Source organism: Sorangium sp. So ce131 (assembly GCF_051519095.1).
GTDB lineage: Bacteria > Myxococcota_A > Polyangia > Polyangiales > Polyangiaceae > Sorangium.
In genome coordinates this window covers 1,602,185-1,624,860 of the sequence record NZ_CP150455.1, presented here as the reverse complement: position 1 = coordinate 1,624,860, position 22,676 = coordinate 1,602,185, and the positions used below count along the sequence as shown (strand labels likewise).

The 22,676-nt window shown below is 69.3% G+C and carries 15 protein-coding genes and 1 pseudogene; 11 read left to right on the top strand and 5 right to left on the bottom strand.

What is annotated here, in order from left to right; translation table 11 throughout:
* Positions 1 to 20 precede the first annotated feature (20 nt).
* A pseudogene (locus WMF43_RS05880) lies at positions 21 to 245 on the bottom strand (RCC1-like domain-containing protein); the annotation flags it as partial.
* A gap of 260 nt (positions 246 to 505) precedes the next feature.
* Here WMF43_RS05880 and WMF43_RS05875 point away from each other — a divergent pair.
* The 4 genes from WMF43_RS05875 to WMF43_RS05860 all read left to right on the top strand — a co-directional run bounded on the left by WMF43_RS05875 (position 506) and on the right by WMF43_RS05860 (position 4,052).
* The gene (locus WMF43_RS05875) at positions 506 to 1,624 is read left to right on the top strand and encodes a hypothetical protein (RefSeq protein WP_437678087.1); all 1,119 of its coding nucleotides are present in this window, start codon (positions 506 to 508) and stop codon (positions 1,622 to 1,624) included.
* 176 nt (positions 1,625 to 1,800) lie between these two features.
* Positions 1,801 to 2,127, top strand: a complete 327-nt coding sequence (locus WMF43_RS05870; RefSeq protein ID WP_437678086.1) for a MoaD/ThiS family protein — start codon at positions 1,801 to 1,803, stop codon at positions 2,125 to 2,127.
* Position 2,128: 1 nt separating this feature from the next.
* On the top strand, positions 2,129 to 3,304 hold the full coding sequence (locus WMF43_RS05865; RefSeq protein WP_437678084.1) for a WD40/YVTN/BNR-like repeat-containing protein: 1,176 nt from the start codon (positions 2,129 to 2,131) through the stop codon (positions 3,302 to 3,304).
* A gap of 190 nt (positions 3,305 to 3,494) precedes the next feature.
* Positions 3,495 to 4,052, top strand: coding sequence for a hypothetical protein (locus WMF43_RS05860; protein WP_437678083.1), 558 nt, complete (start codon positions 3,495 to 3,497; stop codon positions 4,050 to 4,052).
* A gap of 161 nt (positions 4,053 to 4,213) precedes the next feature.
* Here WMF43_RS05860 and WMF43_RS05855 read toward each other — a convergent pair whose 3' ends face one another.
* The 3 genes from WMF43_RS05855 to WMF43_RS05845 form a co-directional block, all read right to left on the bottom strand.
* Positions 4,214 to 4,816, bottom strand: a complete 603-nt coding sequence (locus WMF43_RS05855) for a hypothetical protein (protein ID WP_437678081.1) — start codon at positions 4,814 to 4,816, stop codon at positions 4,214 to 4,216.
* A gap of 282 nt (positions 4,817 to 5,098) precedes the next feature.
* Positions 5,099 to 6,091 (bottom strand): hypothetical protein, encoded by a 993-nt coding sequence (locus WMF43_RS05850; RefSeq protein ID WP_437678079.1) that lies wholly within the window; start codon positions 6,089 to 6,091, stop codon positions 5,099 to 5,101.
* Positions 6,092 to 6,399: 308 nt separating this feature from the next.
* Positions 6,400 to 6,642, bottom strand: a complete 243-nt coding sequence (locus WMF43_RS05845; RefSeq protein WP_437683951.1) for a DUF4267 domain-containing protein — start codon at positions 6,640 to 6,642, stop codon at positions 6,400 to 6,402.
* A gap of 59 nt (positions 6,643 to 6,701) precedes the next feature.
* Between WMF43_RS05845 and WMF43_RS05840 the strand changes: the two genes are divergently transcribed.
* Together WMF43_RS05840 and WMF43_RS05835 are read left to right on the top strand one after the other, a co-directional pair.
* Complete coding sequence (locus WMF43_RS05840) at positions 6,702 to 7,259, top strand: cupin domain-containing protein (RefSeq protein ID WP_437678077.1); 558 nt, start codon at positions 6,702 to 6,704, stop codon at positions 7,257 to 7,259.
* A complete protein-coding gene (locus WMF43_RS05835) occupies positions 7,252 to 8,451 on the top strand; it encodes a kelch repeat-containing protein (protein ID WP_437678075.1) in 1,200 nt (399 codons plus the stop codon). The genes WMF43_RS05840 and WMF43_RS05835 overlap by 8 nt, the downstream gene beginning before the upstream one ends.
* Positions 8,452 to 8,457: 6 nt before the next feature.
* Here WMF43_RS05835 and WMF43_RS05830 read toward each other — a convergent pair whose 3' ends face one another.
* Complete coding sequence (locus WMF43_RS05830; RefSeq protein WP_437678074.1) at positions 8,458 to 9,153, bottom strand: O-methyltransferase; 696 nt, start codon at positions 9,151 to 9,153, stop codon at positions 8,458 to 8,460.
* Between the two features lie 132 nt (positions 9,154 to 9,285).
* Between WMF43_RS05830 and WMF43_RS05825 the strand changes: the two genes are divergently transcribed.
* The 5 genes from WMF43_RS05825 to WMF43_RS05805 all read left to right on the top strand — a co-directional run bounded on the left by WMF43_RS05825 (position 9,286) and on the right by WMF43_RS05805 (position 22,653).
* Positions 9,286 to 10,197: a LysR family transcriptional regulator gene (locus WMF43_RS05825; RefSeq protein WP_437678072.1), complete on the top strand. Its 912-nt coding sequence runs from the start codon at positions 9,286 to 9,288 to the stop codon at positions 10,195 to 10,197.
* 611 nt (positions 10,198 to 10,808) lie between these two features.
* Complete coding sequence (locus WMF43_RS05820) at positions 10,809 to 15,779, top strand: AAA family ATPase (RefSeq protein WP_437678071.1); 4,971 nt, start codon at positions 10,809 to 10,811, stop codon at positions 15,777 to 15,779.
* Between the two features lie 307 nt (positions 15,780 to 16,086).
* Positions 16,087 to 16,746, top strand: coding sequence for a response regulator transcription factor (locus tag WMF43_RS05815; RefSeq protein WP_437678070.1), 660 nt, complete (start codon positions 16,087 to 16,089; stop codon positions 16,744 to 16,746).
* The gene (locus WMF43_RS05810) at positions 16,743 to 17,114 is read left to right on the top strand and encodes a response regulator transcription factor (RefSeq protein WP_437678068.1); all 372 of its coding nucleotides are present in this window, start codon (positions 16,743 to 16,745) and stop codon (positions 17,112 to 17,114) included. Before WMF43_RS05815 ends, WMF43_RS05810 begins: the two co-directional genes overlap by 4 nt.
* 19 nt (positions 17,115 to 17,133) lie before the next feature.
* Positions 17,134 to 22,653, top strand: a complete 5,520-nt coding sequence (locus WMF43_RS05805) for a trifunctional serine/threonine-protein kinase/ATP-binding protein/sensor histidine kinase (RefSeq protein WP_437678066.1) — start codon at positions 17,134 to 17,136, stop codon at positions 22,651 to 22,653.
* Positions 22,654 to 22,676: the final 23 nt, after the last annotated feature.

The following is a 22,676-nucleotide window of genomic DNA, read 5'->3' as shown; positions in this document are numbered from 1 at the left end:
GTGCCGAGCTGGCCGAGCGTGTTCCGACCCCAGCAGCGGACGCGGCCGTCCGTCATGAGCACGCAGCCGTGCGTGTCCCCGAGCGTGACCTCGGCGATGGTCGAGGGCGCGGGAGAGGCCGAGCTCTCGTTGCCCTGTGGCAGGCGCGCGCCTGCGGGGGACGGCGCCCGAGAGCACGCCCAGGCGCCCGTGAGGAGCAGCAAGGTGACCCAAAAGCGCCCGGGATTCGCGAGGTTCGCCCTCATTCCGGCGGATGGAACGTTGGGGCGCGATCGGCGTCAAGCGCGCCGAGGAGGCGCGCGCCTGGTCCCTCGACCTCGGCCCATGGTAGAGGCTCTCCGGGAGGGCGTTCACCGGCGGTCGTTTCGGTCCGCCCTCCGGCCCCCACGACCCTGAAAAACGAGCGGCCCATGAGGGTGAAGACGGCGTGCGACAGGCCCCGGACTGCTCGGGCTGCAACTCCGATCACGAGCGACGCGACGTCCCCGAAAGCAAAGGAGATCTCATGAAGAGAGCGGCCAATCGTCCTGCAGCAGGCCTCGGACCGAGCTTGCCGGTGGTGATCTTGCTGAGCGCCCTCCTCGCAGGGTGCGGTGACGGCGAGGTGCAGCCCGGCTCCTCATCCATGTCTTCAGGCACCGGCGGCAGCGGCGGCGGAGGCGCGAGCGGCGGAAGTGGTGGTGGAGCAGGAGGCGGCGACGCGCCAGGCACCAGGGGCTACCCCGATCGCTTCACCGTCGGCGCCCCCGGCGTGGGCACCTACGCCCAATCCGATCCCCAGCTCCCGGTGCCGCCCGGGTACACGGAAGTGTGGCCCAGCGACGATGAAAGCAAGGAGTGGGATCTGTACGATTGCGACGGCACCGTCAACCTGGATCACATGTATTTCCACGCGTTCATCTACATCGGCACCGGCTGCCACGGCACGGTCAACATCACCAACTCGATCATCGCGCCGCCGCCCGGCTCCACGAACCGCGCCATTCTGGTCAACGCCGACGAGTCCGCGCCGCTCGCGTTGAACATCAGCGATACCACCATTCGCCCCGAGCCGGTCAGCCCCGGAGGTACGAACGCCGCCCTCACCGAGCACGCCGTGAACGCCTGTGCGACGTGCACCATCCGCCTGACCCGGGTGGACGTGGCCAACACCGGCGGCATGTGCCTTTGCAGCCAGAACACCATCATCGAGCAGAGCTGGCTGCACGACAACTACATCGCGCACCTGGCGGACCCCTCTCTCGCGCATACGGGCGGTGTCTTCCCGTACGGGGGCAGCGGGCCGCTCGAGATCAGCCACAACCGACTCGAGCCGGGCGTCGACGCCGCTGCGGGCGCCGAAGTGCCGAACTACTGGCAAGCCATCACCGCCGTGCTCTTCACCCAGAGCGTCGACGGCTCGACGCTGCAGAACTACGATGTCCACGACAACTTCATCTCGCTCGGCGCCTACGACTTCTACCCCGAGGACGGCAAGGACATGATCCTGCGCAACAACGTCTTCGGCCCGAGCCACTGGGGTTACACGGCGTCGTGCGCGACGTGTACGTACGCCGATTGGTCCAACAACGTGGTCGGCGACATCGACGGCAACCCCACGAACGAGGTCGTCCCCCAGCCGTAAGGCCGCGCGCTCGGCGGCGCCGCGCCGAACCCGCAACGCGGGCAGCGCCGCGGGCGCACGTCGGCGTGGACGCCGGCGTCGCGAGCGAAAGGGGGCTGCGCCTGCGGCGCTCACGCCGCTTCGCAGCTCGGGCTCCGCGCACGCGCGATGGCAGGCGCCTCGCTCGGGAGCCCGAGATGCTCGAGGTTGACACCCGGCGACGTCGGGAGTACGGCAAGCCCACCATGCCGTCTGTCCACCTGACGCGCCACCTCTACACCTTCTTCCCGCACCTCGAAGGTCAAACCATCATGGTCGAGGCGTCGACGGCAGGTGAGGTCGTAGCGGCCCTGGAGAGGCTCGCGCCCGGCATCGGCTTCTACATCTGCGACGAGCGCGGCCGCTTGCGGACGCACGTCAACATCTTCGTCGGCAAGCAGATGATCCGCGACCGTAAGGGGCTCACAGACGCAGTCGCTGCCGACGACGAGGTCCACATTCTGCAAGCGTTGAGCGGAGGTTGAGATGGCAAGCCGTATCCTGCTGGGCACGCGCAAAGGCACGTTTATCGTCGAGAAACAGAACGGCTCGTGGAAGCCGCGCCTCGCGGGCCATGCCGGCGGCGGCGTCAACTATGTCGCGCGCGATCCCTACACGGGCAAGCTCTGGGCGCTGCTCGGCTTCGGCCACTGGGGAGCCAAGCTGTCCGTCTCCACGGACGAAGGCGAGACCTGGAACGACAACCCCGCCCAGATCAAGTACCCCGAGGGCGCTCGCTACATCGGCCAGGACATGTACGAAGACGCAGGCAGCGACTTCGGTGTCGGCATCAAGATCGTCACGCGCCCGGCCACGGTGCAAAAGCTCTGGATCATCGGCTTCGGCCCCGGCGGCGCGGTCTACGTGGGCACCATCCCTGGTGGCTTGTTCGTCAGCCGCGACGGCGGCGGCTCCTTCGAGCTCAACCGGCCGCTCTGGAACCACGAATCACGCGGCGGCGACCTCTTCACCGGCGAGGTCAAAGGCGAGACGAAGTGGTTTGGTACGCCGGCCTCCGAGGGCGGCGAGTTCGCCCCGGGCATCCACTCCATCGTGGTGGACCCGCGCGACCCGAAGCGAGTGCTCGTGGCCGTGTCCACGGCCGGCGTCATCGAAACAGAGGACGGCGGAGAGACCTGGCAGCCGCGCAACAGGGGCATGCGGCTCGATCACACGCCCGAGCCAGACGCCGAGTGGGGCCACGATACGCATTACATCGAGCAATGCGAGGGCGATCCCGACCATATCTGGCAGCAGAACCACGTTGGTATCTACTACAGCAGCGACGGCGCAAAGAGCTGGCGCAAGGTGAGCCGCCCGGAGCAAGGCGTGCATTTCGGCTTCCCCATCACCGCAGACGCGAAGGACGGACGCACGGCGTGGGTCGTGCCCGGCAAGTCGGACATGCAGCGAATGACCGTCGACGGCGCGCTCTTCGTGGCTCGCACGACGGACGGCGGTGAGACATGGGCGCAGCTCCGCCGCGGCTTGCCCCAAGAACAAGCCTACGACGTCATCTACCGCCACGCGCTCGCCAACAAGGACGGCGCCGTGGCTTTCGGCACCACCACGGGCAACCTCTACGTGAGCGACGACGGCGGAGAGGGTTGGACGGCGGTCGCCAACAACCTGCCGCCCATCTATTCAGTACGCTTCGCGTGATAGGTTGGTTGCTCAGGAGAAGCGGCACGCAGTCCCTGCATCCACGTCCATGACTCCATCCCAGGCTTCCTGCTCTGGCGCCTCGCCGTGATCTGTTCGCAGGGCCTCGCGCCCCGGTGCCGCCCGTGCTGGATCCTTCGTCGTGGCCTGCTCGGCCGCCGTGGTATCGGTCGAGCTCCGCTTGGAGCGCATGACCATGATTGAGCCGAAGATCGTTCACGTCGGACCCTACCCCCTTCGGCTGCCCGAGCTCTGGTACGAGGAGGGTGACGTCCGCGAGAAGCCCGGCTTCTTTGGGTACAACGCCGTCGCCGTCGCGGGGGTGAGCTTCGACTTCTACGTCATCGTCGGGCGGGGGCGGGACGAGGAGGAACGACGGCGGCACGTCGACGGCTTCGTGAAGGGCAAGGCACCGCTGCGTCACCTCCGCGAGAGCACGAGCTGGCAGGGCATCACGTTCGAGCAGCACCGATTGGAGGAGTGCACGAAGCTCGCCCCCGGGGCGGTGTACGAGCTGCTCCTCTGCGACGCCTACGGCGACCTGCTCCTGTTCGGCTTCGGCTTCGTCGCGCCGCTCGAACAGGAGGAGTCCCTGCGGATGCTCTTCATGACGATGGTGAGCGGCGCCATCGTGGAGCGGGGCTATTCGCTCCACGGGGAGGGCGCCGGGAGCGGCGGTGATGGCGGCGGTTCACGCGCCGCCGCGAAGCCCAAGCGAAGCTGGTGGACCCTGTTTCGGCGGCGGTAGCGGCGGTTATCGACCACCTGCTCACGGATGGGCTGATGATGGCCAAGCGCAGCTACGCCTTGCGCCTGGCAGCGCGAGTCTTCGCCTTGGGACGGGACGCCGGGGGCGCGGCACGACGCGGAGGCGGGCGGCGGGGAGGAGCGGTGAGCGGAGACGAGCGGTCAGGGGATGTTGAAGAACTCCTGGCAACAGCCCTGCGTGAGGTGACACACCTCCCTGGGCGCGCCCTCACACGTCCCGACCTCGACGCCCTCGACGAAGCACGTGCACATCGTCGTGCCGTCCTCGGAGGGCCCGCACTCGACCTCGTGCTTCTTGCCGAGGCACGTGGACGAACGCGCGCACTCGTTCCCCTCCAGGCCGTTCGGGTAGTCGCACGCCAGCCCGCGGCACCCGTCGGTGTCGAGGCACGCGAGGTACGCGTCCTCCTCGTCCTGGCATTCGGCGGGCAGCCCCTCCTGACAGCTGGAGGCTTCGGGCAGCCAGCACGAATAGTACGCGACGATCTCGTCTTCGCACGCGGGGCGGGACAGCTCTAGGATCACGCCACAGCTCTGCTCGCAGTCCAGATCCGGCGGATCGCAGCCGTACATCTTGTGCGCCTCACAGATATCCAAGCACGCCTGATGACCGCTCGGACCTCCCGCTTCTCCGCCGCCGCTCCCGCCGTCGCCGACCCTGGTGGTGCTGCCGCTCCCGCCGCTGCGGCGATCGCCGACCCTGGTGGTGCTGCCGCTCCCGCCGCTGCCGCCGTCGCCGACCATGGTGGTGCATTCGTCCGGGGGATCGGTCGTCCGCCTTGGCGCGGATTGTCAGCAAGCAGCGCCCCGCCTGCGGCAAGTTGACCGTGGTGCGAGCCTGGATGTGCCACAACTCGGAGCCGGGATGCTGCACGTCGATGCGCAGCTGGCGGCCGCTATTGTCGACCCATGCCGAGGCGCCGTTCCGCCGCCCGCGGTCATGCCGCGCGGCGGCGCGCACACGTTCGGCGGTCGATGACGTCGTGAAGCGTGGCGCCTTCGTGCTCCCGCGACCGGGAGCGCCGATCACAGCAGAAGCGCGTAGCTGACCGTCAGGCGCATCTGCATCCCCCAGCCGCCGCGGCCCTCGCGGCCGTCCGGGCGGGGCAGGTCGTCGAGGCGCGTCACGCGGAAACCCAGGATGTCCACGGTGACGATCCCGTGCTTCGTCATGTGCGCGTCGAAGCCGAGCCCCGCGTGGCCGCCGAGGTACGAGCGGTCTTCGCTCCAGCCCTCGCCGAGCATGATCGCGGTGCCGATGTTCGCGCCGAGGCGCAGGTAGGGCGACATCTGCGAGTCGAACGGGTGGATCGAGAGGTAGGGCCACGCGTAAAACTCGTGGCGGTACGCCTCGAGCTCCGGCGGTAACGGCTGCCCGGAGTTCTTTGCGTCGTCGGCGCCGAGGGTATAGGTGCCATCCACGCCGAAGCCGACGTAGGCCCAGGGCTGGAGGCGCACACGCGCGCACTGGAGGAAGCGGACCTCCGCATCGGCAATGCCCTGCTGGAAGCCGATGCACCCGCCCACGCCGAGGTACGGGCGGAACCGGTAAGTCCAGCTTTCGCCGCCGCCGCCGGAGTAATGCGGAGTCGGGGCCGGGGTCGGCGCGGTCAGGATGGGAGGCGGCGCGGGCGGGGGCGGCGGCGGCGGGGGGGGCGGTGGCGGGATCTGGCCCTGGGCGTGGCCGCTGGCCTGGCCCTGGGCGCCGGCGCCGGCCTGGCCCTGGCCCTGGATGACCACCTGGGGGATCCATTTGCCCGTCCAGGGATCCCACACCACCGTGCCCCGCGTGCCGCCCTGAGCGCCGGCGCCGGCGTTGCCACCCGCGTTGCCCCCGGCGCTGCCCTGCGCGGGCCTGGGTGGAGGGCAGTTGGTGCCCCAGCAGAGCTGCGCGCTCGCCTCGGGCGCAGCCGCGAAGAGCGCCGCCAGGGCGGCGGCAGCGAAGAGCCTGGCGCGGAGGCGCCGACGAGAAGGCGTGGTGTGCATGAGGTTCAGCGAGGAAGAAAGCGTCTGCTTCATGGCTACGCTGCCGATCGCGGAAACTTACCTCGAAACCGCCGCCGCTTCGCCGGCCGCGAGGTCCCGGTCGGCCCGGGCGAGGCGCGAGGCGGTGGTCACGGCAGGATCGCGACGCGCCGAGGTGGGCGTCGGGCGTAGCGGCGGTCGAGCGCGCTCGCTTCGCCCCACCTCTCCGCAGCTTCCGGCGCCGGGCGGAGCAACGGCATGGACCGGCCCGGTCTTCATCGACCCCGAGGGGTTCGCGCCCCAGAAGCTGGATCTCCGGATGAAGGTTGCGAGCGCGGCGCGGCAGCTGCCCGCCGCGCCGCTCAACGCTCCAGCGCCGCGTGCGGCTCCAGCGCGGGGCGCGGCGTCCACAGCATGACCACGGCGGCGACCACGCAGTAGACGACCGCGGAGCCGTGGACCATCAGCGCGTAGGGGATGCTGCAACGACCGCTCGTGCTCGTCACCAGGCAGTCGACGAGCGGCATCACGCTGGAGGCGAGGGTGACGACGCCGAGCGCCGTGCGCATCCGCAGCGCGAGCAGACCCACGAACATGAGGCCGATCCCGAGATCGCGGCCCGCCTTGATGTGGAGAAAGACGGCGTCTCCGGCGGGCGCACGATGTGCTGGGAAGGGTGCTGGAGCTGACGCACCTGCGCGGCCGGGTCTACTGCCACACGTCGGCGCGGGCGCCGTGGGGGCTCTGCGTCGACGCGTCCGCGGACGCGGGCTTCCACCTGGTCACGGCCGGCACGTGCTGGCTCTTCCTCGGCGAGCAGCGGGTCGCGCTCGGGCGGGGCGACGTGGTGCTCCTGCCGCGCGGCAGCGCGCACGCGCTCGCCGATCACGCGCGGAGCCGGCGGATACCGCTCGCGGCGTGGCTCGCGGCGCGCGGGACCGTCGACCGCCGCATGCGCCTCGGCGACGGAGAGGGCGCGGAGACGCAGGTGCTCTGCGGGGGGCGGGAGCACGCGCGAACTCCCGATCTTCTCCTGGAAGGCGTCGAGCTTGCGCTGCTGCTGCTGCACCTTCCAGGTCATGCCGGCGGAACCAGGGCAGGGCGCGGGAGGGAGCGCTGCGTCTTCCGCAGCGCTTGCCAGCCGTTCGGGAATACCAGCATGTTTCCGACGGTGCGCTCGTGCATGCTGGCGCGCCGCGCGCCGTCGAGCGTTCATGGTTAACGCTCGCTCCCGCTGGCTCGTATTCTCGGTTCTCCTCGCCGCGTGCGGTAGCTCCCCGGCGGATACGCCATCCGAGGCCAGCGGCGGCGCTGCCAGCGCCGGCGGCACCGGCGGCACCGGCGGCACCGGCGGCACTGGCGGCACCGGCGACACCGGCGACACCGGCGGCGGCAGCGACGGCACTGGCGGCGCCCCTCCGGCGGAGAATCTCACCTGGAAGAAGATAGACACGGTCGGGCCGTCCGCCCGGACCGCCTCCGCGATGGCGTACGACGAGAAGCGCAAGGTGGTCGTCCTCTTCGGAGGCCACGAGTGCGCGGACTTCCCCGATTGCACGATCGAGAACGACCTCGAGGATCTCTGGGAGTGGAATGGCTCCACGTGGACGCAGATCGCCAAGGCCGACGTATGGCCTGGTCCCCGCAGCCACCACGCCATGGCGTACGATCCCCTGCGAGGACAGGTGGTCATCAACGGCGGCGGCCCCATGATGGGCTGGGACGGCTCCACCTGGGAGGAGATCAGGGGCTACTGCAATTTCGGTTGCCCCCTTGGCCGGAGCGATCACGCGCTCGCCTTCCACAAAGGTCGAGGCCACCTCGTTGCGTTCTCCGGGATCGGCTCCGCCCTCAACGACGTCTCCACCTCCGTGCGGGCCGACTCCTACGAGCTGATCGACGACTTCTGGCACCACATCCCCACCGAGGAGCACCCCGGCGGCCGCGTGGGCTCGCAGCTCGTCTACGACCCCGTTCGCGACGTCATGTGGCTCTTCGGTGGTTCGTCCGAGTATTCCGCCAGTTTCGACGGGTATCCCAACGACGTATGGATGCTCGACGACAGCGGCTGGCACCAGGCGAATGCGGGCGGCACGCCAGGCGACACGCTGCCCTGGGGTCGACGTCAGGCCATCTTCGCCTGGCACGCCGAGATCCAGCAGGCCGTCCTGTTCGGCGGATTCAGCTATCCCGCCACGCAGCTGGTGGCCCCGCTCCGCGTACCGGAAGCCTTGTCCGTCTGGACGTGGGACGGTGACACCTGGCACAACCGGGCGGACTGGTTCTCGAAAGACGCGTTCCGCAGCGACCAGGCCGCCGCGCATGACCCGGGCACGAACGGGATCGTGCAGTTCGGCGGCAAGAATTTCGTCGATAAGCCCACCGCGGACACGCACCTGTTCGGCCCGCTCTGAGCTCTCTCACGCCTCGCCCTCGCGGCCGTCTCTGCCGTGCCAGCAGGACACCTCCAGCTTGTCCCCCAGCGGGATCTCCACCGACGTGTACCCGCTGCCCGCGCCGCGCACGTGGTCGAGGTAGGGCCGCAGGTCATCCGGCGCGATGTCGAGGTCATCGGCGACGACGAGCGCGCCCCTCCGCAGCCGGGGCTCGAGCATCCGGAGCACCGGCAAATAGAGGTTCTTCCAGCCGTCGAGCAGCACGAAATCGATCGGCCCCTCCACGTCCCGCAGCGTCACCAGCGCGTCTCCCTCCCGGATCTCGACGAGCTCACCGAGCCCGCTCTCCTCGAGGTTGTGCCGCGCCCGCCGCACCTTCTCCGGGTGCATCTCGCTGCCGATCACCCGCCCGCCGTCGCCGACATCGCGGACGGCCGCGGCCAGGAACACCGTCGAGATCCCGAACGACGTCCCGAACTCCACCACCGTGCGCGCCCTCGCCGCGAAGGCGAGGAGGTGGAGCAGCCGCCCGACCTCGCGGGAGACCGGCAGGTAGGCGTCCGCGAAGAGCTCGGCGAGGCTCTCGGGGTCGGGGTCCGCCCCGCGGCGCTCCCAGTCCCCGCGGACGCGGGCCATGATGCGCGGATCGCCGCTGTCGGCGTCCTGGAAGAGGCGGTCGAGGGTCCTTTGAAGGCGCGGCGAATCGAGCGTGGTGCTCATGATGGCGTGTCTCCTCCGGGCAGGCCGACGGCGACGGCGCTGCTGCCGTCGCTGCTGCCCTGTTCGACACGGAACCTGCGCCCGAGCAGACATGACTTCCAGTGCATGTACGGTAAGGTATCGTTGCGTCCCATGCACTCCATGGATCTGAACCTGCTCGTCGCGCTGGACGTGCTCCTCGAGGAGGAGAGCGTCCTCCTGGCCGCGAAGCGGATGCACCTCAGCCCCTCGGCCATGAGCCGCGCGCTCGCGCGCGTCCGCGAGGCCGTGGGCGACCCGATCCTCGTGCGCGCCGGCCGGCGGCTCGTGCCCACGCCGCGCGCCGCGGAGCTGCGCCCGCGCGTGCGCGCGGTGGTCGCCTCGGCCAGCGCGGTCCTCCGCGAGCGGGGCGTGCTGGACGTCGCCTCGCTCACCCGCAGCTTCGTGGTCCGGATCAGCGACGGCATGCTCGGGATCCTCGGCGCCCCGCTGCTCGACGCGCTGAGGGCCGAGGCCCCGCGCGTCACCGTCCGCTTCCTGCCCGAGGGCGACGAGGACGTGGCCGCGCTCCGGGAGGGCCGCATCGATCTCGACGTCGGCGTCATCGGCGACATGGGCCCGGAGATCCGCGTGCAGGCGCTCGCCAGAGACCGCTTCGTGGGTGTGGTGCGCCGCGGCAGCCCGCTCGCGTCCGGCAAGGTGACGCTGCAGCGGTTCGTCGAGCACGCGCACCTCGGCGTCTCCAGGCAGGGGAAGACGTGGGGCCCCATCGATGACGCCCTCAAGAAGAAGGGGCTCGCCCGGACCACCGCGGCCGTGGCGTCGGGCCATTACGCGGCGCTGTGCATGCTCGAAAGCTCCGACCTCGTCGGCGCGTTCCCGTCGACGTGGCTCGCGCATGCGGCGCCGCGGTTCGATCTCGTCACGTTCCCGCTGCCCGTGACCACGCCGGCCGTCACCATCGCGCACGCGTGGCACCCCCGCTTCGACGCCGACCCCGCGCACCGGTGGCTGCGCGACCGGCTCCGCCGTGTCTGCCGGTCGATCGTGGCGCTCGGGGCGTAGTCGCGCCCGGTCCGGCGATTAGAGACTTCCTGGCCCGCGTGGGCATGCCGGAAGTATTTATTGAGTACGAGCCTCCCTGAACCCGAGCTGCCGGCGTCACGCGAAGCCCACGGGCGTGGCCTACGTCGCTGGCAGGCCGTGCCATTTTTGGCAGTGTCGCGTAGGCTCCGCCTTATGAGGCCCTCGCCGCACCGGCGCTCCTGACGCGGGCATCGTGACCTGCGAGGGCGCGCGTTAGAGAGGCGAGCCGGCAAAAAAATGCGCGACACGCTCTTCTGCTCTCGCTGGACTATGTGATAGCGTCTCGAACCTCTGGATCCTTCGTCAGAGCCGAAGAAGCGCACAATCGCTCACTGCCGTAGGACATGGTCGAACCATGTCCCCTCATGGATTCGCGCGAGGACTCGCGAGGAGGCGATCTGCGACATCTCCTCACCGGCCCCTTGCGTCTTCGTGAGTCGAATTGACCACGCACGCATACACGCGCTCACGCGCAGGGCTGATATCTGCCGGCGCCGGCCGAGCGGCAGCCGCTTGCCGAGGACCACGCACCTTCGTGCGAGCCCGATGTCGCGCTGCTGGAGCAGCATCGCCTTACAGGGGTGATCGGAATGGTCGAGCTCATCCATAATGAACTGATCGACACGTTGCACGACGGAGCTCGGAGCAGCGTTTATCTAGGTCGAAGCAAGAGCTCGGGGGAGCTGCGTGTCATCAAGGTGGCGCGAAGAGGCGTCAACGGCATCCGCAATGTCGCGGTGCTCAGACGTCAGTACGAGATCACGAAGAAGCTCGACCTTGACGGGACCGTCAAGGTCTACGACATCGAGGTCCGGCTCGACTACGCCGCCCTCATCATGGAGCATTTCGCGGGCCGCTCGCTTCGGGCGATCCTCGACGATGGGCGCGACGTCGGGCTCGTGCCGGCGGTCAGGATCGGGGTGGGGCTCGCAGACGCCCTCGGCGCCATCCATGAGCGGAACATCGTTCACAGGGACATCAAACCCGGCCACATCATCGTCGATGCTGGCATGAGCACATCGAAGATCACGGACTTCTCCGTCGCCTCTCTGCTGCCGGGGGAGCGGGCGGCGGCCTGCGACCCCTGGTCAGCCGGCGAGGGCACGCTGCAGTACATGTCTCCCGAGCAGACAGGCCGCATGAACCGCTCGATCGACTTCCGCTCGGATTACTACTCGCTCGGCGTCACGCTCTACGAGCTCGTGACGAGGCGTCTCCCCTTCGAGACGACGGACCCGGTGCAGCTCGTGCACTGTCACATCGCGAAGACGCCTCTCCCGCCGCATCAGGTAAGGCCAGAGGTCCCGGAGGCCCTCTCCAGGGTCATCATGAAGCTGCTCGCGAAGACGGCCGAGGAGCGGTACCAGAGCCCGTCCGGCCTGAAGGCAGACCTCCTCACCTGCCTCGATCTGCTGGAGGGCCGCGCGCCGGCCTCGGGCTTCGTGCCGGGGCGGCAGGACAGGCCGAGCAGGCTGCAGATCTCGCAGAAGCTGTATGGACGGCAGGAGGAGGTCGACGCGCTGATGAGGGCCTTCAGGGACATCAGCGGCTCCGGGCCGGAGGGGGCGTCGGGCGGCTCCTCCGAGCTCGTCCTCGTGGCCGGCTACTCCGGCATCGGCAAGTCGGCGGTCGTCAACGAGATCCACAAGGCCATCGCGGAGGACGGGGGGTACTTCGCCGCCGGAAAGTTCGATCAGTTCACGCGCAACATCCCGTATTCATCCGTCATCGCCGCGCTTCGAGAGCTCGTCCGGAGGCTCCTCACGAGGAGCGGAGACGAGCTCGCCGACTGGAGGGCCAGGATCCTCTCGGCGGTCGCTCCGAACGGCCAGGTCATCGCCGAGGTGATCCCGGAGATCGAGCTCGTCATCGGCAAGCAGCCGCCCGTCCCCGCCCTGGGCCCCGTCGAGACACGGCACCGGTTCAACATGACGTTCCGGAGCTTCATCGGCGCGATCGCGCTGAAGGCGCGGGCGCTCGTGCTGTTCCTTGACGACCTCCAGTGGGCGGACTCGGGCTCATTGGACCTCATCGGCCTCGTCCTGGAGGACCCGGACATCCGCCACCTGCTCCTGATCGGGGCATATCGAGACAACGAGGTGGACGACGCTCATCCGCTGGTGGCATTGCTGAGCGCGCTCCGCAAGAGCCAGGCGCGCGTGCGCACGCTCACGCTGAGGCCGCTCGCGCGGGAGCACGTGAACCAGCTCGTGACCGACACGCTCGGCGCGCACGAGGACGAGTGTCGCCCGCTCTCCGACGTCCTCTTCGCCAGGACCGGCGGAAACCCGCTCTTCGCCACCCAGTTCCTGGCGAACCTGTACCGCGAGAGGCACCTCTGGTTCAGCTCCGAGCAAGGGGCCTGGCGGTGGAGCACGGCGGACGTCGCGCGGATGGGGGCCGCGGAGAACGTCGTCGACCTGATGATCCGCCGGATACGGAGCCTGGCCGGAGCGACGCAGCGGTCCTTGCAGCTCGCAGCGTGCATCGGCAACCAGTTCGATCTGAAGCTGCTCGCCCTCGTCAGCGAGAAGGACCTGCGCGCGACCGATGAGGACCTCGAGGAGGCGCTCGGGGCGGGGCTCATCGTGCCGGTCGACAGCGACTACAAGATCGCGCGCTTCCTCGACGAGGCCGATGGCGAGTCGGTCTCGTTCAAGTTCCTGCACGACCGCGTGCAGCAGGCGGCTTACGAGCTGCTCGCGGAGAGCGAGCAGAAGAGGAACCACGTGCGGATCGGGCGGCTGATGCTCCAGAGCACGCCCGCCGCATCGATCGAGGAGCGCATCTACGAGATCGTGATGCACCTCAACCTGGGCGCTGAGCTCATCATCGACGCACAGCAGCGCTACGAGGCCGCAGCGCTCAACCTGAGAGCAGGGCAGAAGGCCCGGCGCTCCACCGCCTACGGCCCCGCCGCGCAGTGTCTCCGCGCCGCCGCCGCGTTCCTGCCGGAGGACACCTGGCGGACGGACCACGAGCTGTCGCTCCGCGTCAACACCGCGCTGGTCGGGATCGAGTACCTGATGGGCAACGCCGAGCGCGCGGAAGAGTACGCCAGGGTTGTCGTGGGGCATGCCAGGGACATCCTCGAGGAAGTCCCGATCCACGAGAGCGCGCTCCAGTTCTACATGGTGCAAGGTCGCATCCTGGACGCCGTCGACACGGGCGTCCGCGTGCTCGGCATGCTGGACGTCCCCCTGTCCGACGCACCCCCGGTGGACGTCGACGTCGCTCGACTGGCGCAGCTCCCGCCGCTCACCGACGAGCGGATGCAGGCGGCGATTCGAGTCCTGGCCTCCCTGATCCCGGCCGTGTTCCTCGCGAGGCCGAGCCTGATCCCGGCCGTCACGTTCACGATGGTGAACCTCTGCATGCGGTACGGCAACTCGCCTCTCGCCGCGTTCGCCTACGCGAACTATGGCCTCATCCAGTGCAACTTCATGAACAACGTCGACGAGGGGTTCGCGCTCGGTCAGCTGGCGCTCGACCTCGTTCGCCGCTTCGGCGCCGTCGAGCTGGAGTCCAAGATCTACGCCACGATGTATGTCTTCATCTATCACTGGAAGCGGCACTTGAAGGAGACGATCGAGCCGATGAACCACGCGGTTCAGGTCGGCCTGGAGACGGGGGACATCGATTTCGCCACGTACAGCACGAGCAGCCACTCCACCTACTCGCTCTTCGTGGGAGAGGACCTGGCGACGGTCGAGCTGCGGATGACGTACTCCGTGGACCTTTCGCGGAAGTTCAACCACCAGTTCGCGATCGGGTATGTCGGGGTCTGGAAGCAGCTCGTGCTCAGCCTGCGGGATCCGTCCGTGGATAAGCTGAGGCTGGTCGGGGAGAGCTTCGACGAGACGACGATGATCCAGCGCCTCGGCCCGAGCAGGACATCGATGTTCGCGCTGCATCTCGCGAAGGGCATGCTGCTTTATCATTTCGGCGACGTGAGGCAGGCATGCGATTGCCTGCGGACCGGCGTGCAGTACCGAGACTCGGCGGCGGGCATGTTCACCCTCGTCCTCCACAACTTCTACTCCTCGCTCGCGATGCTCGCCGCGCTCGACCAGCTCCCGGAGGAGGAGCGGAGCGCCGCGTTCGCGGAGGTCGAGGCGAATCAGCGCATGCTCGCGGCGTGGGCGCGCTCTGCTCCCGAGAACAGCCAGCACAAACACGACCTGGTGAGCGCGGAGCGCGCGCGCGTCGAGGGGGGAGGCGCGGCGGTGGACGCGATGGAGCTCTACGACCGGGCGATCGAGGGAGCTCGCAGGCAGGGGTACATGCACGAGGAGGCGCTGGCGTACGAGCTCGCGGCGTCGTTCTACCAGAGCAGGGGTCGGCGCGAGATCGCTCGGCACTACATGACCCTGGCCTACCGGGGCTACGCGCTGTGGGGCGCTGGCGCCAAATGCCAGAGCCTCCTCGCCGCGTTTCCGCAGCTGATCTTCGAGGCGACGCCCGAGCCGCCGGCGTCGGTGAAGGGGACGTCGAGCCCCGACGGGATGGCCCTGGACCTTTTGACCGTCGTCAAGGCGTCGCAGGCTCTGGCGAGCGAGATCGTGCTGGAGCGGCTGCTGGAGGAGCTCATGACGATCGTCCTCGAGAACGTCGGCGCGCGGCGCGGCGTGCTGGCCCTTGCGCGCGGCGAGGCGCTGTTCGTCGAGGCGGAGGGGACCGCCGAGCCAGAGCAGGTCGACGTGCTGAGCGCCGTCCCGGTAGCCTCTTGCGAGAAGGTGCCGCTGTCCGTGGTCAGCTACGTGCAGCGGACGCTCCAGAGCGTCCTGTCCGACAACGCGGCCGCGGAGCCCCGCTTCTCTCTGGATCCGTACGTCCGCGAGCGGCAGACGAAATCGGTCCTGTGCGCGCCGATCGTGCGCCAGGGTCGGCTGGTCGGCGTGCTCTATCTCGAGAACGATCTGTCGACCGGGGTCTTCACGAGGGATCGCGTCGAGCTCTTGAGCCTCCTGTCGACGCAGATCGCGATCTCCATCGAGAACGCCAGGCTGTACGAAGGGCTCGAGCAGGCCGTCGTGGCGCGCACGGAGGAGCTTGGCCTGTCGAACGAGCAGCTCCAGGCCGTGAACGGCAGGCTGCAGGTGGAGCTGGCCGAGCGCGAGCGCCTCCAGGCGGAGCGCGTTCAGATGCAGGACGAGATCATCGAGGCCCAGCGTGCTCGGCTGGAGGAGCTGTCGACGCCGTTCATCCCGATCACGGACGAGATCATGGTGATGCCGATCGTCGGTGCGGTCGACGACCGCCGGGCCGCTCAGATGATGGAGGTCGCGATGAAGGGGGTCGTGGCGAGCGCGGCGAAGGTCGTGATCGTCGACATCACGGGGGTCAAGGTCATGGATACCGGCGTGGCGGGCAGCCTGATGAGCCTGGCCAGGGCCGTCGGGTTGCTCGGGAGCCGGGTGATGCTCACCGGCCTCCGCCCTGCCGTGGCCCAGAGCCTGGTCGCGCTGGGCCTGGATCTCGGCTCGATCGAGACGAGATCCAACCTCAAGGCCGGCATCGCGCACGCCATGAGGCGGGTCGCGGCGGCTCGACGCGCGTGAAGGAGGAACGGCGACCCGGTCGGGCGCTACGTGCGGAGCGACGGTCCGAGGTCCTGCCAGAAAAGCCGGTCGATAACGAGCCGTCGCCGGAGACAGCGTCGCGCGGGCGCTCGCTACCCGACCAAGGTCGGGTGTCGATCGGCGCCGGGCATCCGTGGTGGTCGGGTAGACTCGGGCCGTCACGCAGGACGATCGACCTTCCACGATCGATGACCATGGCAGTAGCCCAGCCCAACGCGTCCGGCATCGGTGCTACCTTCGGCTTCTCGCTCACGGCGATCTCGCGCGACTTGCAGTGGAGCTCCGGATGAACGCGATCTCGACCATCTCCTCCCCGGCCCCGAAGGTCTTCGTCGTCGACGACGACGCTTCGGTGCGCGCCAGCTTGAGTCGGCTCCTCGCGTCCGTCGACCTCACGGTCGAGACCTTCCCGTGCGCCGAGAGCTTCCTCTCCGCCGATCACTCCGACGCGCGCGGCTGCGCGGTGCTCGACGTCAAGCTGCCGCAGCTCGACGGCCTCGAGCTGCAGCGTCGGCTGGTGGACGCCCGGGTCAACCTGCCGATCATCTTCCTCACCGGGCAGGGCGACATCCCGATGTCGGTGCGGGCGATGAAGGCGGGGGCGGTCGAGTTCATGACGAAGCCGTTCCGGCCGGAGAACCTCATCGCGGCCGTCCGCGAGGCGATCGAGCGCGACCGCGTGGCCCGGATCGAGCGCGACGACCTGGCCGAGCTGACCAGCCGCTACGCGTCCTTGACCGCCCGCGAGCGCGAGGTGATGCGCGGGGTGGTCGCCGGCCAGCTCAACAAGCAAATCGCCGCGGAGTTCGGCACGCGCGAGGCGACGGTGAAGGAGCAGCGGGCCAAGGTGATGGAGAAGATGCGGGCCGGCTCCGTGGCCGAGCTGGTGCGCTTCGCCCTGCGCCTCGGCCACCTCGATGGGGCCGACGGAGGACGAGGGCGATGAACGACGAATGGCTGATCGCGATCGTCGACGATGACGCGTCGCTGCGCCGCTCGCTCGGCAACCTGCTCAAGTCGACGGGCTTCAACGTCGAGACGTTCGCCTCCGCGGAGGCGTTCCTCGCCGCCGGCAAGGTCGACACGATGGACGCCCTGGTCCTCGACGTCCGCATGCCGGGGATGAGCGGCGTCGACTTGCTCGTCGAGCTGACCCGCCGCGCGTCGCGGCTGCCGGTCGTCGTCCTCACCGCCCACGGCGACGAAGATGTACGCAAGCAGTGCTTCCGCGCCGGCGCGACGGCCTTCCTGACCAAGCCGTTCCAGCCCAAGGACCTGCTCGACGCGATCCATCGGGTCACGCGCGGCGACTGAGCCGCTCACGCGCATCCCCATGACGACCTCGCACGATCCCGCAGCCGTCTGCTTGCGCGACGACGGCGAGCTCGCGCTCTACCGCAGCAGGGCGGGACAATCGGCGTTGATCTTGCGGCCGGTTCATGCGCCTGCGGCGGACCTGCTGCAGAAGCTGGAGAATGAGTTCGCGCTCCGCGAGGAGCTGGACCCGGCGTGGGCGGTGTGCCCACGTGAGCTCGACTCCAGGCCGGGCCGCACGAGGCTCTGGCTGGAGGATCCCGGCGGTGAGCTGCTCGCCCATCGGCTCGGACGCCCCTGGCCGATAGGCGACTTCCTGCGCGTAGCGCTCGGCTGGACGCGCGCGCTCGACCAGCTGCACGCGCGCGGCATCGTGCACAAGGACATCAAGCCCGCGAATGCCCTGGTCGATGTGGACAGCGGCGCGGTGTGGTTGACCGGCTTCGGCGCCGCCGCGCGCGCGGCGGACGAGCAGCGTGCGCGGAAGCCGACCCTGGTCGGCAGCCTGCCGTACATGGCGCCGGAGCAGACGGGGCGCATGAGCCGAGCGGTCGATACGCGCAGCGACTTGTACGCGCTGGGTGTCTCGTTCTACGAGCTCTTGACGGGCGGCCTGCCGTTCGCCGCGTCGGAGCCGATGGAGTGGATCCACTGCCACGTGGCCAAGCAGCCAGCCGACCCGCGCGAGCGCGTGGCCGAGCTGCCGGCGCCGCTCGCCGCCATCGTGATGAAGCTGCTGTCCAAGCCGGCGGAGGAGCGCTACCAGACCGCGGCCGGCCTGGCGCGCGATCTGGAGCGCTGCCTGCTCGATTGGAGCGCGCACGGCCGCATCGAGCCTTTCTCGCTCGCGAGCGGGGACGCACGCCACCGCAGCATGCCCGAGCGCTTGTACGGACGCGACCGCGAGCGCAACGCGCTGCTCTCAGCCTTCGAACGGGTGCGCACGAGCGGCGCTCCCGAGCTCGTGCTCGTGTCGGGCTACTCGGGAATCGGCAAGTCGGCCCTCGTCGACGAGCTGAGGCGGGCCATCGGCCGGCGCGCGGCGTTCGCGTCGGGGAAGTTCGACCAGTTCAAGCGCGACATCCCGTATGCCACCTTCGCCCAGGCGCTCGAGAGCCTGGTGCGGCAGGTGCTGGGCCGGCCCGCAGAAGAGCTCTCGGCGTGGCGAGAGGCGCTGCGGCACGCGCTCGGCACGCACGGCGGCCTGGTGACGAACCTCGTGCCCGACGTCGAGTTCATCGTGGGACCGCAGCCGCCGGCGCCCGAGCTGCCCCCGCACGACGCCAAACAGCGCTTCCAGCTGATCTTTCGGCGCCTGATCGCGGTGTTCGCCAAGCCCGAGCAGCCGCTGGTGCTGTTCCTGGACGACCTGCAGTGGCTCGACGCAGCCACCCTCGACTTGATCGAACATCTGGCCTTGCACCCCGAGCTGGCGAACCTGCTGATCGTGGGGGCGTTCCGTAGCAACGAGGTCGACGCCGAACACGCGCTGCACCGCCTGGTCGCGCGGCTGCGCGCGGCGGCCGGACGCGTGGAGGAGATCTCGCTCGCAGCGCTGGCCTCGCACGACGTGGCCGACCTGCTCGCAGACGTCCTGCAGGCGGACGCCGCCGAGCTCGCGCCGCTCTCGGAGCTGGTGCACGAGAAGACCCACGGCAACCCGTTCTTCGCGATTCAGTTCATCAACGCGCTCAACGAGGTGGAGCTGCTCCATTTCGACCCAGCGAGATCACGCTGGCGCTGGGACCTCGAGCGCATCCGAGCGCGCGGCTTCACCGACAACGTGGCCGAGCTGATGATCGAGAAGCTGACGCGCCTGCCGGAGCCCACGCGTCGCGCGCTGATGCACCTCGCCTGCCTCGGCATTTGCGCGCCGATCGAGGCCCTGGCGCTCGCGCTCGGCACCGGCGAGCGCGAGCTGACCGCCGCGCTGGACGACGCGCTGCGGAGCGGGCTCGTGGTGCGCGTGGAGCGTGAGTATCGCTTCCTGCACGATCGCGTGCAGGAGGCTTCGTACGCGCTGATCGACCCGCGCGAGAGGCCCGCCCTTCACCTCGCCATCGGCATGAGGCTCTCCGCGGCGTCGGCCGAGCGCGCGCGCGAAGAGGGCAGCTTCGACATCGTGAACCAGCTCAACCGCGGCCTCGACCTCCTGCGCACGCGTCGAGAGCGCATGCACGTGGCGGAGCTGAACCACGCGGCGGGGCGCCGCGCCAAGGCCGCGTCGGCGTACACCTCGGCGCTCGTGTACCTGGAGGTGGCCGACGCGCTGCTCGACGAAGACCGCTGGGAGAGCGACTACGCGCTTGCCTTCGCGCTCGGCTTGGACCGCGCGGAGTGCGAGCTGCTCGCCGGCGAGCTCACGGCTGCCGAGGTGTGCTTGACGCAGCTCGCGCCGAAGGCTGCCAACCTGGTCGACCGCGCCGCGGTCGCGCGGCTTCGCATCCTGCTCTACACGACGGCGGGTCAAAACGGCATGGCCGTGCAGGTCTGCCTGGACTTCCTGGGTACGATGGGCATCGACTGGGCGACGCGGCCCACGCGCGACGAGGTCGAGAGAGAGTTCCAGAGTCTGTGGGACGAGCTGGGTGATCGCAGCATCGAGTCGCTGATCGACCTGCCGGTCAGCAACGACAGCTGGCGCGCCGCGCTCGACGTGCTCACGGCGGCGCAGCCGCCCGCGCTCTTCACCGACAGCGACCTGCACGATCGTCTGGTCGCGCGCATGGCGCGCCTCAGCCTCGCTCACGGCAACAGCGATGGCTCCTGCTACGCCTACGCGGTGCTGGGCGTGGTGCTCGGCTCCACCTTCCGCGACTATCCTGCCGGCAACCGCTTCGGCAAGCTGGGCATCGATCTCGTCGCGGCGCGCGGCTTCGAGCGCTTCAAGGCGCGCGCGTACATGTCCTACGGCGCACACGTGAACACGTGGGCCCGGCACATCGACACCAGCTTGGTGCTGGTGAGACAGGCGCACGCGGCCGCGCTCGAGGCGCTCGACCTGACCTTCGCCGGCTTCAGCAGCGAGACGCTGGTGACGCTGCTGCTCGGGAGCGGCGCGCCGCTGTCGGAGGTGGCGCGCGAGGCGGAGCGCGGGCTCACGCTCGCTCGTCGCACCGGCTTCGGACTGGTCGAGGACATCATCACGTCGCAGCTGCAGCTGATCCGGCTGCTCCGCGGTCACACGCCCAGCTTCGCCTCGTTCGACGACGACGACTTCGACGAAGCCAGCTTCGAGCAGCACTTCGCCGAGAACCCGCAGCTCGCCTTCGCCACCTGTTGGTACTGGATTCGCAAGCTGCAGGGGCGATTCTTCGCGCGCGACTACCCGGCAGCGCTCGCCGCGGCCCGGCAGGCCGAGGCGCTCTTGTGGACCTCGCCCGGTCATTTCGAGGTGGCAGAGTTCCACTTCTACACGGCCTTGGTGCGCGCGGCGCTCTACGATGCGAGCTCGCGCGAGGAGCGCACGCGCCACGCCGAAGCGCTGTACGAGCACGAGCGCATCCTCGCCTTGTGGGCGCGTCACTGCCCGGACAATTTCGAGAACCGAGCCAAGCTGGTGGCGGCGGAGGCGGCGCGCATCGAGCGGCGCGAGCTCGCCGCGGAGCGGCTCTACGAAGAGGCCATCGGCTCCGCGCGAAAGCACGGCTTCACCCAGAACGAGGCCGTGGCGAGCGAGATGGCCGCCCGCTTCTATGCGATGCGCGGGTTGAGCGGCGTGGCCCTGGCCTATCTCAGGTCGGCGCGCGATGGCTACGCCCACTGGCAGGCGACGGGAAAGGTCACGCAGCTCGAGCTGCTCGAGCCGCGCCTGCGCGAGGAGCCCTCGCTCACGCGCTCCAGCATCGGAGCGCCGCGCGTGGAGCAGCTCGACCTGGCGCCCTTCCTCAAGGCTTCTCAAGCGCTATCGGGAGAGATCCAGCTCGATCGCCTGATCCGCACCTTGATGACCATCGCGCTCGAGGGAGCCGGCGCGGAGCGGGCGCTCTTGATCACACCGCGGGGCGAGGAGCTGTGGGTCGAGGCGGAGGCGGTGACCGCAGCCGACCACATCGAGGTGCGGCTCGTTCGTGAGCCCGTTCTTGAGCCCACACCGGCAAGCGATGCGCCCGCGTCGATCCTGCGCTACGCGGTGCGCACACAGCAGCCGCTCCTCCTCGGAGACGCCGCGCTGGACGCGCGTTTTGCCACCGATGAGCACGTACGGCGCACGCGCCCGCGCTCGATCTTTTGCGTACCGCTCGCCAAGCAGGCGCGGCTGTCCGGCGTACTCTACCTGGAGAACAACCTCGCGTCGCACGCCTTCACGCCCTCGCACCTCACGCTGCTCGAGCTGCTGGCCTCGCAGATGGCCATTTCGCTGGAGAATGCGCGGCTCTTCGACGACCTGCAGCGCGAAAACACCGAGCGCCGCAAGGTGGAGGAGCTGCTGCGTCGCACCAAGGCCTACCTGGCCGAGGCCGAGAGCTTGTCAGACACGGGCAGCTTCGGCTGGAAGTTTGCGACCGGAGACCTGTTCTGGTCGGAAGAGACGTATCGCATCTACGAGGTCGAGCCGAGCACCAGGCCTTCGCTCCCGCCGCTGCTGGAACGTGTACCCAAGGAGGAACGCGCGAACGTGCAGCAGGCGTTCGAGCGCGCCAAGGGCGAGGGGCAGATGATGCTGGAGCACCGGCTGCTTTGCGCTGGCGGGCGCGTCAAGTACCTGCGCATCCGCGGGCGCACCCGCACCAGCTCGGACGGTAGCGCCGAGATCGTGGGCGCGGTGATGGACGTGACCGCATCGCGACGGGCGGCGGAGGACCTCGAGGAGGCGCGCGCGCAGCTGGCCCACGTCGCGCGTACCACCACGCTGGGCGAGCTCGCCGCGTCGATCGCGCACGAGGTCAATCAGCCCCTCGCCGCCATCGCCGCGGACGCGAGCGCGGGCATCAACTGGCTCGATCGCGCGGAGCCCGATCTGGTCGCCGTGCGTGAGTCGCTGGCCGCGATCGTGAACGACGGCCATCGTGCCGGCGACGTGATCGCGCGTGTTCGCCGCCTCTTGACGCGTTCGGTCGCGCACCGCGAGCGTTGCCACCTGGACGCCGTGATCAGCGCGGCGCTGCCGGTGGCAGAAGCCGAGCTGGCGCGACGTCGCATCGCGCTCGATCTGGGGCTCCGATCGGGCGGGGCGCAGGTCTTCGCCGATCCGGTCGAGCTGCAGCAGGTCATCCTCAACCTCTTGCTCAATGCGGCCGAGGCTTCGCGCGATCTGCCGGAAGCGCGCCGACGCGTGCGCCTGGAGACGGCGCTCTCGGAGGTCGCCGGCCGCGTCTGGGTCGTGGGCGCCGTCTCCGACGCGGGGGTCGGCCTTTCGCACGTGGACGGCGCGCGATTGTTCGAGGCGTTCTACACCACGAAGCCCGGAGGGCTGGGCATGGGCTTGTCGATTTCGCGCTCGATCCTCGAGCGCCACGGCGGCCGACTTTGGGCCGAGCCAAATCCTGTACTTGGCGCGACGTTTCGCTTCGAGCTGCCGGCCGTCGAAGGAGCCTGAGTGACGCTGGCCGCGGACCCTCG